Genomic DNA, 12,372 nt, shown 5'->3' on the forward strand with positions numbered 1-12,372 from the left:
TATTAATATGTAAACTGGATTCCCAACATAATTAACTATGAGAATGAAGATAAATAGTGATTTTTAAACAATTTCTTTCGGAACCTGTTCGGTATTTTGTTCCAATAAGTAAGAGTAATAATCTGTGCGTAAGTTAGCCACTTCTTCTTGCAGTAATGAAGTATCAGGAGCGCTGTTTGCTTCAAAGAGAAAGAGGTTCTCATTTTCGTCAATTCCAATATCTAGGCCGAGTGTCACTAGTTCTCTCTTCCGTACTTTTTCTGCTTTCTTTGCTATATTTAATGCGAAATAATCAATATGATTATTAACAGATTGTGCACCTTCTTTAAACTTCAATTTTAAAAACATACTTGTATCTAACATATTTCCATCTTGCTGGATGTTAGAAACAACCTGTTGGCCTGTTCCAACGCGGATATATTTTTTAGCAATAACCCATTTTCCATTTTTATTTTTTTCCAAATGAACACGGCAGTCAAAGGGATCTCCAAGATGAGTTCTGGAGGGGATATATTTTTGAACAATAAATTTATCCTGTGTAATGATATCTTGAAAGTAAATAAAAGTTTCTTGTAAGTTCATTTTGCGGCTGGATTTTTGATAACCGATAATAAACTCATCTTCATTCACTTGTGAAATTTTATATATGTCTTTCCCTAATTGACTGTAGATCGGCTTTACAACAACCTCTCCGTATTTTAACAAGAAGCCTTTAATGACGGAGAAAGTTTTACATCTGGATGTAGGAATCGCATACTTTTGAAATTGTGTATCTTTCTCCATAATTTTCTGTATACTTTCCTTTGAGATTTTATTTCTCCCGTCTTCTGTTAAGTAAGCATGTTCTTGTAAATAGTTGATGGTATGTTTAAATTTTAAGCAGAAAGCAGAAACATCAATTGTTTCAGGGATACTCGTCCGTACTTCTTGCCATGAATCGCCATTGAAAACCATCCCCGATGTTGTATGGTCGGCCTCATTAATATCGCTTGGATGCATATATAGTATATCGATTCCCTTTGGTTTTGCTTTGATGGATATATCTTTAGCAAGTGATGTCGGCTTTCTGAAGGGATACATTAGTCCTACTAACATGGAATCATTTCTCCTCCTGATTTATTCGTTTTCCTAATTATCTAGTAACAATTTTACCACAATATAAAATAATTTGAAGTATAAATTTGAAAAAAGACTGATAATGAAGCTTTTGTCAAATATTAATGTGAAATATTTTTTAGACAGAAACTATACACTGTAAACTATTTTTAGATAAATGTGGAATTAGTAATCTAATGGGAGGAGAACAAAAAGGACTTTATTTAAAAAAGTCCTTTTTGTTCTCCTCCTCCAATCATTTATCTGACTTATTTTTGAGTAAATATTGATAATAGTCCGTTCTTATCATAGCAATCTCACCAAGTAAACTGGTTGTAATAGGGGCGTCATTTGCTTCAAATATAAATATATCACCATTATGATCAATTCCTAAATCTATACTGATAGTAGCCAGTTTTGTTTTTCTAAGTGATTCCAATTTTGCTGCAGCTTTAAGTCCAAACTCTTTTACCTGTTCCAGTTTCATTTCTGCTTGATCGCTATACTTTAATTTCATAAAGATATCTGTATCAATTATTCCGCCACCCTGATTCCAATTTGTTGTAATTTTTTGATTCAGCCCGATACGGATCTGATTATTGATAATCCGCCAGTTTCCATGACCAGTCTTTTCAAAATGAATTCGCCAATCAAAAGAGTCACCTTGTGGTGTTTTGGAATCGATGTATTTTTGTACAAGATAATCTTTTATAAGGATTTCATTATTACAAAATACGATAAGCTCCTCATAAGAAACCTCTATTGTAGTGTTGAAATAGTCTAAAAAATATTTTTCAGGATTAATTTTTGAAATCTTATATACACCATCTGCACGTTTGCTGCGTATAGGGCGTAAAACAATCTCACTATATTCATTGAGAAATTCCTCTATGTCAGAAAAAAAGGCACAACTCTTTGTAGGAATGGTATAGTTCTGATAATCAGGATCTTCATTTAATAGTTCTTGCAATGTAAGCTTGGATATCCGATTAAGACCATTATCTGTCAAATGGGCATACTTTCTCAGGTGTTTAATAACTTCCTTATGTTTTAAACAATTTGCATTTACATCAATGATTTTAGGTGTTTTTGCTTTTATGCGCTTCCAGCAACTGTCCTTAAAGAGTAATCCGTTAATTCTTCTTGTTTTTAAGTTAACATCTTTTGGGCTAAAATACAGAATTTCAATATCTTTTGATTGTGCAATAGAAGCAATTAGATTAGCCAGCGTTTGAGGCTGTTTATAATTACGTAGGTATCCAATTCTCATAGTTTATTGAGCCTCCAATTTTGGTGTTTATACAATTAAAATCTACTATACTATAATATTCTCATTCATACGATATAAATTTCAATATGCTAATCTCTTCATTTAGTTTGGCACATACTTCATTTGAATAGGTAAAATGAATGTGTTTTTTAATATATTAGTAAATTGTAACTTCTAAATGTAAAATGTTAGCGCGTTTATTTGTCGAAATAGAATTTTTAATGTAAAGTTATACACTGTGAAAAATATAAACTTTTCTAAAATTTATAAAAGAAAAAAGGAGCTCATTTATGGATGGAAAGAGAGAGACGTTACAAAAGACATTAAAACCTCATTGGGTATGGGCACTTGCTCTAGGTTCAGCAATTGGCTGGGGAGCGTTTGTACAGCCGATAACCTGGATGGAATCAGCAGGTCCATTAGGGGTTATTATAGGCTTCTTTATTGGTGCTCTATTAATGCTGTTAATTGCCGTAAGCTTCGGTTTTCTGATTAAAAGCTTCCCTGTGTCAGGTGGCGGCTTTGCTTATGCCTATATCAGTCTGGGCAGGACTCATGCTTTTATTTCGGGATGGTTTTTAACCTTAGGGTACATATGTATTGTTGCATTAAATGCATCTGCGTTTGCGCTTATGATTAAATTTGTTTTTCCACGTATTATTGAGAATATACCTTTATATCAAATTGCAGGCTGGGATGTCTATTTAACAGAAATTATTGTAGCGACATTAGTGCTTGGAGTGTTCGGTTACTCGAACTTTAGAGGATCGAGCCTGTCTGGAAGCATTCAATTTATCTTTTGTATAATTATGATTGGAGCAATATTTGCTTTATTACTGTTTGTTGGAATTCAGCCAAGTGCCGGCTTTCAAAATATAAAACCACTATTTCCGAATGATACCACAGCAATTGCGGCAATTATATCTATTGTAGCCATTGCACCGTGGGCGTTTGTCGGCTTTGATAATGTACCACAGACAGCGGAGGAATTTAATTTTCCAGCAAAAAAAGCGTTTACCCTCATTGTTTTTGCCATTTTAGCAGCAGCAGCTTTGTACAGCTTAATGATTATTGCAACATCAATGGTTCGGCCGTGGGAAGGTGTTGTCTCAGAGGAACATATCTGGGGAACTGGATATATAATTCAGGAGCTGCTTGGGCCTTTAGGTTTGGCAATTCTTGCTGTGGCTTTGGCAATGGGAATATTCACCGGCTTAAATGGTTTTATTATCTCTTCCAGCCGTTTAATGTTCTCCATGGCTCGGGCAAAAATATTACCGGAAGCATTCGGGAAGCTGCATCCAAAATATAATACACCGTACTGGGGGATAATATTTGCAGTAGGTATGGCCATGGCAGCCCCATGGTTCGGAAGAGAAGCTCTATTGTGGGTCGTTGATATGTCCTCTATCGGTGTGACTATTGCTTACTTCTATACATGTTATGCTGCTTTTACACTATTTAAAACAAAAAAGGATCATACATTCAATGAGAAAAAACACATTTTAGGTCCAGGTAAAAAGATTTTGGCTTTCTTGGGGATGGCTGCAAGTGCTACATTTCTGGGACTTTTATTAATTCCCGGCTCACCAGCCTTTTTAGGGTTTGAATCGAGAATTTCTTTAGTAATCTGGATTGTATTGGGGGCTATTTTCTACATCTTTAAACGAAAAGATTTTAACAGCATACCTGAAAAAGAAATGAATTATCATATACTTGGGAAGGAAGAAATTGAAATAGAACGGGAAAAAGAATAGGAAATAAAAGAAGTAAGACATTCCGGGTAATTTCCGAAATGTCTTACTTCTTTATAAATAACAAAAACCTGTACCAGCTTATTCTCTCGAAAGCAGATACAAGTTTTTTCTACTATTATTATATAAAATTAATAAAAACGTTTAAAGCTATCAAAATGTGAACTCCAGTAAGAGTTATCCAGAGATGTTGTTGTTACACCTGTAGAAGTCCCTGCATGGATAAACTTGTTATTTCCAACATAAAAGCCCATATGAGAAGGACCGGATTTATATGTTCCAGAGAAGAATACTAAATCTCCTACTTGTGGACTGCTGATTGTATAAGATTTGTTATAGTAGCCTTCCACATTTGTCCGCCCCATACTCTTACCAGCCTGATTAATGACATAATGGATAAATCCGCTGCAATCAAAACCGCTTGGAGATTGCCCGCCCCATACATAAGGCGTTCCGGACTGAGCTTGTGCAGTAGAAATAAGTTTATCTACATCATAAACAGCACTGGAAGAGGATGTGTTAGAACTATTGCTTTTTGAACCGGAACTGCTGTTTGAACTGGTATTAGAGCTAGAGCTGCCGGAGCCGCTCACTTTTAATTTCTGACCGACAATAATTAAATCAGAGGATAAATTGTTGAGAGATTTCAACTTTGATACAGTAGTACCCTGCTGACTTGCAATTTTAGAAAGGCTATCACCAGATTTTACCGTATAGGTACCAGTAGAAGAACTGGAAGAATTAGATCCAGAACTTGATTTAGAACTGGAGCTTGAACCAGAGCTGCTGGAACCGCCGCTGCTGACACTTAATTTATTTCCAGGGTAAATTAAGGTAGTAGATAAATTGTTCCACTTCATTAAGTTGTTTAAAGAAATACCGTGTTTATGTGCAATACCGCTTAATGTATCACCAGATTTTACTGTGTATGTACTTCCGCCTGAACTGCTTGAACCGGAATTAGAGCTTGAGCTTGATTTAGAACTGGAACCAGAGCTCGAAGATCCGGTTGTTTTTAAAACCTGATTCGGGAAAATGAGATCCGAAGAAAGGTTATTAAGAGATTTTAATTTGGAAACAGTTGTTCCTTGATTTTGTGCAATCTTCCATAGATTGTCGCCGCTTTTCACTTTGTAAGATGCTGCATCAGCACTGTCTGTAGCTACAAAAGCAGATGCAATTGCTGCAGATGCAGTAACAGATAAGAGTATTTTCTTGTTTGCCATTTGTGCATTTCCTCCTTAGATTTTTTATATGGGGTGTTGTTAGATGTGTGCTGAATATGATTATTTGTATGGAGACCAAAGAGGAGTGCCTTAAAGAAAATAATAGTTATATTACTATTCTCTCAAAGCTTTGCCCGTACGATTAAATGAAGAAGAATATCTTTTAACACATACGTAACAATCTTGGTACAGGAACAAATTGCATATTCGACATAGGACAACAAGATGTATTTTACCCACAGATGCATGTCAATTGTAATTTTAGAGTGTGGTTTAATAGTTTTATAATGAGGTATTACCAGTTTATTTAATTACAAACATAATACAAAAAACGACTTGTTTATAAAAAAATAATTCCAATAAATACATCTTTATAAAAGTATATCGTTTTATAGATAATTATGGTAGATGATATGTGAATTTGTAATATGTTTGTAATGTTTATAAAGAGGGTCTATGGAACTAATTTCAGGTCGTTTATCAATAGATGATAAAGATAATAGGTCAATGGTTTAGTTTAAAGTGAAATTAATAGCAAATTAGAAATGAATATAAAGTCATTTTTTACAGAATATTTTATACGTGATTTGTAGGAAATGGAAAAAAGATTGAAATATGTTTAATCTAATAAGAGTATGAAGCGAATAAAAAGTGTCGTTTTCTTTGAAATGATATTTAAGTTCTAACATTATTTTCCAACTATAAATTGTTATTTATATAATTTCTCACTAATACTAAGTGAGAATAATTCGTAATTTTCGATAAATCATATCATTTCCCGGGAAATACCAACAAAATATTCATTTATTCAACAGATAGCGTTATAATAAAATAATATATAAATCATTAAGAAAGAACGGAGGAATTAAATTTTGGAACCATCAACATTACTTATAAAAAATATACAGGAAGCATACCTGCACCAAGAGATTGAAAAAAATGTTTCTATTATTATAGAAAACGGGAAAATAAAACAAATTCTTAAGCAAGAAGTGGTAGGCGATCTCTCATTTGACGGAGAGGTTATTGACGCAAGGAACGAATTAAAATTACTTCCAGGATTTATTGATGCACATATCCATGGAGGATATGGTGTTGATGTAATGGATGCAACACCAGAAACATTGCAGACACTTGCAGATAAACTGCCATCAGAAGGAACAACCAGTTATCTCGCTACAACAATTACACAGTCAGATAATGAAATATCAAATGCTTTAAAAAATATTGCTGCATGGACAGATGAAGAACAAAAACAGGGTGCCGATTTAGTTGGAGTACATTTAGAAGGTCCATTTGTAGAAGTATCTAAAGCAGGAGCACAGCCAAAGCAATATATTACAGAACCGGATTTAGATAAATTTATGACATGGCAAGAGGAAGCAAAGGAACAAATCCGGACAATTACAATGGCTCCAGAGCATGATAAAACTGGTGAATTTATAAGAACACTATATAAATCTGGCGTTAATGTATCTGCCGGTCATACAGATGCTTCTTTTGGACAAATAAAAGATGCTGTTAAATTAGGAGTTAGACAGCTGACACATTTATGTAATGCAATGAATGGGATTCATCATCGTGATATTGGAGCAGTAGGAGCAGCTTTTCAATCAAAGGATTTACATGCAGAATTGATTTCAGACGGTATTCATGTTGTACCAGAGATGCTGCAGTTGATTTTTAATAATGTTGGATCGGATCGAATTATTATGATTACAGATTCCATGAGAGCAAAAGGACTGGAAGATGGTAATTATGAGTTGGGCGGACAGCCTGTTCAAGTGAAAAATGGCCGGGCAACATTGGATAATGGCTCTTTAGCAGGGAGTATACTGAGAATGATTGACGCAGTAAAAGTGATGTTGAAGTTAGATGGTGTTAAACTAACTGATATTGTAAAGATGACTGCAGAAAACCCAGCGAAACAAGTAGGTATTTTTGATAAAAAGGGCAGTATTGAAATTGGTAAGGATGCAGATTTTGTATTATTAAATGATGAAATGGATATAGTATATACCGTTTGCAGAGGGAAAATTGCGTATCAGAAAGGACAATGAGAGATTGTTCAAACGTTTAATTTATTTTAAAAATAGATATCTTCTTGGAAAATTGTAAATTAATAGTAATAGCGAAGTTCTTAACGAAAAAAATTAATCCCCAACATAGCTGGAGGATTAATTTTTTCATTTAAAGGCGTATCTACCATTCATGTATCAACATATAGTTACAAATTCCGAGTATGAAAGTAAATAAAATTATGTTTACTGGAGAAATATAAACAGACTGTCTATACTAAGCCCAAAATCATTTTGACAATCAATACATAAACTTGGATTGATAGATTTGACAAAACGAATTAAAGTAATGGCTATTTTTGGGACGAGACCAGAAGCAATTAAAATGGCACCGCTTGTGTTGGAATTAAATAAGCGTACAGAAGAGTTCGAGTCCATTGTAACGGTTACTGCTCAACATAGAGAAATGCTAGACCAGGTTATGAAGATATTTGGGCTTATTCCGGACTTTAATTTGAATATTATGAAAAAACAACAGACTCTTTCACAAATTACAACTCGTGCCTTAGAAGGACTGGATGAAGTAATGAAGAAAGTGCAGCCAGATATTGTTTTAGTGCATGGTGATACGAGTACAACCTTTGCAGCTTCTCTCGCTGCTTACTATAATCAAATTGCGGTTGGACATGTAGAAGCTGGCTTGCGTACATGGGGTAAATATTCTCCTTTCCCTGAAGAAATGAACCGCCAGCTTACCGGAGTAATAGCAGATTTACATTTTGCACCGACAGAAAAATCCAAACAAAATCTGTTTAATGAAAATAAACCTGAAGATCGTATTGCTATTACTGGTAATACAGCAATCGACGCTTTAAAAACAACAGTTGATGAATCGTATTCTAATTCAATTATTGATGAACTAGGTGACAAACGCCTTGTACTGATGACAGCACATAGAAGAGAAAATTTAGGCAACAATATGAAACAAATTTTTCGAGCGATCAAGCGATTAGTAGAAACGCATGACGACATTCAAGTGGTTTATCCAGTTCATTTGAATCCATTGGTTAAAGAAACAGCTGATGATATTTTAGAAAATGATGACCGAATTAAATTAATTAATCCTCTAGATGTAGTTGACTTTCATAACCTTGCATCTCGTGCACACCTAATATTAACAGATTCTGGCGGCGTTCAAGAAGAAGCACCATCATTGGGTGTTCCTGTACTGGTATTGAGAGATACGACAGAGCGTCAGGAGGGAGTTGATGCAGGAGTATTAAAACTAGCTGGAACGGATGAAGATACATATTTTTAATATGGCTAATGAATTATTAAGTGACCAACAAAAGTATGATCAGATGGCAAAAGCTTCGAATCCTTATGGTGATGAGAAGCTTCTAGAAGAATAGATGATACAATTCTGAATTTTTTGATAATAAACTGTAATATATTTCAACTTTTCATTACAGAAATGATTTAAATTAGTGATTAGAGGGTCTTCTTTTGTTTTCAATATAGAGCATTTTCTTTTGGAAAATTTATAGGTATGAAATAGTTGTTTAAATTATTTCTAGAAGATATGATAGAAGTTGTTAACTGAAAGTATTATAAATCTTAAAGAAATTGATTATAGGAGGTTACCTCTTGAAAAATATAGCAGTTGCCGGTACAGGTTATGTCGGTCTTGTGACAGGTGTGTGTATGGCAGAGAACGGCCATAATGTAACATGTGTTGATATTGATGAACAAAAGGTACAAACAATGCGTGCCGGAATTTCTCCGATCTTTGAAGCAGGATTGGAAGAGTTAATGAAGAAGAATATTGAATCAGGAAAATTACACTTTACAACTGAATTTGCTGCTGCATATAAAGAAGCTGAAGCAGTGTTTATTGGCGTAGGTACACCAGAAAAAAAAGATGGTTCAGCCGATTTAAAATATATTGCTACAGTAGCTAAACAAGTGGCGGAATCCTTAGAAAAAGATTGTTTAGTTGTAATTAAATCAACTGTACCAGTCGGAACTAATGATAAAATAGAAAAATTTATCAATGATTTTCTTGTAAATGATGTAAGAGTAGAAGTAGCTTCTAATCCAGAATTTTTAGCTCAAGGATCAGCGGTAAAGGATACATTAGAAGCAGATCGTATTGTTATTGGTACAGAGAGTAAGTGGGCGGAAGAGATATTAACAAGTGTTTATAAACCATTTGGAATTCCGATTGTATCTGTAAATCGTCGCACAGCAGAAATGATTAAGTATGCTTCTAATGATTTTTTGGCGTTGAAAATTTCTTATATGAATGATATTGCAAATCTTTGTGAGCTAGTAGGCGCAGATATTCAAGATGTTGCTAAAGGAATGAGCTATGATGACAGGATAGGTGATAAATTTCTGAATGCAGGGATTGGTTATGGAGGATCTTGTTTCCCGAAAGATACAAGCGCACTTGAATTTCTTGCAAGACAGCATGGATATGACTTGCGAACAATAAAAGCAACAATTGATATTAATACGGAGCAAAAACTTAAGCTTTTTGAAAAAGCAAGACAACAGTTAATTACTTTTAATGGCATTAAAGTAGCAGTACTTGGATTAACTTTTAAACCAGGTACAGATGACCTTCGTGAAGCTCCATCACTTGCAAATGTTCCGCTTCTTTTAGAACAAGGAGCGGATATTTATGCATATGATCCAGTTGGGGGAGATAACTTTAAAGAGTTCTATCCAGAAGGAAACCATAGCCAGGGAGAAATCACTTATGTTGATAACCCGGAGACTGCTTTAGAAGAAGCAAGTGTATGTTTTATTTTTACAGAGTGGGGAGAAATCAAAGCAATTACTCCAAAACGTTATAAAGATTTAATGCGTTCTCCATTAGTATTTGATGGCAGAAATATTTATGGAGTGCAGGAAATGGCTGACAATGGAGTGGAATATCATTCGATTGGTAGGCCGTTAGTTAAGAATAAGTGAATAAATTGCTTTTTGTTGGACTAACATATGTGAATTAGATGTTATAATGCTGCTGGATTTTACTATATTTCGATAAAATAAAATTTGTTAGCTTTTTTCATAACCATGGGTTAAGAGAAGGAAGGTAAGTGCCGGATAATCCCTACCTACAATTTATAAACCACACATAAGATAATCTCCATAGAAAATAATTACGATGCGTGGAGAATCAGTGGAATGAATGTTGCCTCAAGGTGTTGAATATTGCGGGTTAAAGAGCCAGTACAATTAATAAGAATAACCTCTTGTATAATGAAATTGTATGCAAAGTGCATGACAATAGTATACAGGAGGTTTAGCAACTATTATAGATACCTGTTTATTCGCCACTTAATGATAAATATAATAAAGAATGATTTACTATTATTATAAATTGTAGAAGGAACAATCTTAAATTTGCAGGGCAAATGAAAGATAAATTAGAATTGATTTATAAAATAGAATAGGATGGAAGACCCCTGATATACTTGTTAATATCAGGGGTCTTCATATGAGAATATCATATATATTACTTAATCACTCATCCTTCTCAATCTCAACCTCTTCCTTCCCAAGAATATAATAATTCAATTCTTTATCAGGAATGTTCTTAATATCCTTACGCTTGATTAAATAAAAGATAATCCCCAAAACAACCCACGCAGCTAATGCAATTCTGGACTCAATCCCTAAAAATGCCGGTGAACCCGGGATAAGCAGTAATCCAAGGAAGATAATACTGGCCACCATACCCAGGATGGCAACAATTTTTTTCCTGGGTGCTTCAATATGTTTTTTCTCATTAAACGTATGATCCTTTTTCATTTTGAATAACGTAAAAGCGGCATAACAGGTATAAAAATAAGCAATGGTTACACCGATGGAGGACATATCTACGACCCACATCAATGCTTCTCTCCCAAACCATGGTGATAACATTGCAATGACTACTGCAAAAATGATACCCAGGCTTGGTGTGTTATATTTCAGATGAAGCTTAGAGAAGCCTTTTGGAATAAACTTAGCACGGGACATGGCGAATAAAAGTCGGCTGGATGAAATAATAAATCCATTCAGACCGGTAAAAATTCCCATGGTCAATGCGACTGCAAGGATGGCCAGGCCTAAAGGTCCGAGCAGGTTTTCAATGATATAACCAGTTCCCCAGATGTGATTTTCTTCAACAACGCCCTCCCACGGACGAACCATGGAAGTAACAATAATCATTAAACTGTATAATGTTGCTGCTGCTAAAATAGCAAATACAATTAAACGGAATGCCTTACTGGATGGGAAATCAAATTCCTCTGCGGCCTGCGGGACATTATCAAAGCCGACATAAGCCCATGGGGCAATGGCGACGATAGATATAATGGCAGCAATTGCTGTTGTCTCCGGCGGGAACATTGGTGTAATATTGGAAAATCCTGCACTTGGCTGGATACCGACAAGAAGCAGCAGAATAAATATGGCTGCAATCATAACGATACAAAAAACAAATTGCATGCTTCCTGACAAGGTTGTTCCTCTAATATTAAAAAATCCGAATACTGCAAGGACAATGGCTGCTACAAAAACTTCGGTCAAATAAACATCCCAGCCGGCAATCTGATAGAGCGGGATGTTTTCAATAACTTTCGGAAAGATAAATTTAATCATAAGGGCAAATGCAGAGGCATTTAATGCAACAATACAGATGTATCCTAAAGTTAAAAACCATCCGGAAATAAAAGCGTGGGTTCTGCCCAGACTGACATAAGCATAAGCGAACTCACCACCGGAAACAGGGAAGCTCTTAATCAGGAACCCGTAACTGACAGCAATCAGAATCATCAGCAGTGCACCGATAAAGAAACCGATAATTACTCCAAGCGGTCCTGCTGTAGACATCCAGTTGATTGGCTGTACAAAAGCTCCCCAGCCAATCGCTGAACCTAAAGCAATCGCCCAGACCCAATGAGGCTTGAGTGTTTTCGTAAGCGTTTCTCTCTTTTTCACTTCTTTCATAAGCT

General features: G+C 35.0%; 7 protein-coding genes and 1 pseudogene. 4 read left to right on the top strand and 4 right to left on the bottom strand.

Annotated features, from left to right (window positions below; all coding sequences use genetic code 11):
- Positions 1–63: 63 nt before the first annotated feature.
- On the bottom strand, positions 64–1,095 hold the full coding sequence (locus BN1068_RS03950) for a YheC/YheD family protein (RefSeq protein WP_077601544.1): 1,032 nt from the start codon (positions 1,093–1,095) through the stop codon (positions 64–66).
- A 256-nt stretch (positions 1,096–1,351) separates the two neighbouring features.
- Entirely contained in the window at positions 1,352–2,365 is a 1,014-nt protein-coding gene (locus BN1068_RS03955; RefSeq protein ID WP_077601545.1) for a YheC/YheD family protein, read from the bottom strand.
- 290 nt (positions 2,366–2,655) lie between these two features.
- Between BN1068_RS03955 and BN1068_RS03960 the strand changes: the two genes are divergently transcribed.
- Positions 2,656–4,122 (top strand): APC family permease, encoded by a 1,467-nt coding sequence (locus tag BN1068_RS03960; protein WP_077601546.1) that lies wholly within the window; start codon positions 2,656–2,658, stop codon positions 4,120–4,122.
- 128 nt (positions 4,123–4,250) lie between these two features.
- Here BN1068_RS03960 and BN1068_RS03965 read toward each other — a convergent pair whose 3' ends face one another.
- Positions 4,251–5,345: a C40 family peptidase gene (locus BN1068_RS03965; protein ID WP_077601547.1), complete on the bottom strand. Its 1,095-nt coding sequence runs from the start codon at positions 5,343–5,345 to the stop codon at positions 4,251–4,253.
- A gap of 872 nt (positions 5,346–6,217) precedes the next feature.
- Between BN1068_RS03965 and nagA the strand changes: the two genes are divergently transcribed.
- From nagA to BN1068_RS03980, 3 genes and pseudogenes are all read left to right on the top strand, one after another.
- Positions 6,218–7,405, top strand: a complete 1,188-nt coding sequence (gene nagA, locus BN1068_RS03970; RefSeq protein WP_077601548.1) for an N-acetylglucosamine-6-phosphate deacetylase — start codon at positions 6,218–6,220, stop codon at positions 7,403–7,405.
- 286 nt (positions 7,406–7,691) lie between these two features.
- Positions 7,692–8,846, top strand: a pseudogene (gene wecB / locus BN1068_RS03975) (non-hydrolyzing UDP-N-acetylglucosamine 2-epimerase).
- Between the two features lie 164 nt (positions 8,847–9,010).
- On the top strand, positions 9,011–10,342 hold the full coding sequence (locus tag BN1068_RS03980) for a UDP-glucose dehydrogenase family protein (RefSeq protein WP_077601549.1): 1,332 nt from the start codon (positions 9,011–9,013) through the stop codon (positions 10,340–10,342).
- Between the two features lie 555 nt (positions 10,343–10,897).
- Here the strand turns inward: BN1068_RS03980 and BN1068_RS03985 are convergent.
- Positions 10,898–12,358: an APC family permease gene (locus tag BN1068_RS03985; protein ID WP_077602178.1), complete on the bottom strand. Its 1,461-nt coding sequence runs from the start codon at positions 12,356–12,358 to the stop codon at positions 10,898–10,900.
- Between the last annotated feature and the right edge of the window lie 14 nt (positions 12,359–12,372).

This window comes from Oceanobacillus sojae (assembly GCF_900162665.1).
Taxonomy (GTDB): Bacteria; Bacillota; Bacilli; order Bacillales; family Amphibacillaceae; genus Oceanobacillus; species Oceanobacillus sojae_A.

Bases quoted from the DNA above. Each gene is read 5' to 3' on its own strand.
- BN1068_RS03950 (WP_077601544.1), bottom strand. From the start codon at position 1,095: ATGTTAGTAGGACTAATGTATCCCTTCAGAAAGCCGACATCACTTGCT.
- BN1068_RS03965 (WP_077601547.1), bottom strand. From the start codon at position 5,345: ATGGCAAACAAGAAAATACTCTTATCTGTTACTGCATCTGCAGCAATT.
- BN1068_RS03955 (WP_077601545.1), bottom strand. From the start codon at position 2,365: ATGAGAATTGGATACCTACGTAATTATAAACAGCCTCAAACGCTGGCT.
- BN1068_RS03960 (WP_077601546.1), top strand. From the start codon at position 2,656: ATGGATGGAAAGAGAGAGACGTTACAAAAGACATTAAAACCTCATTGG.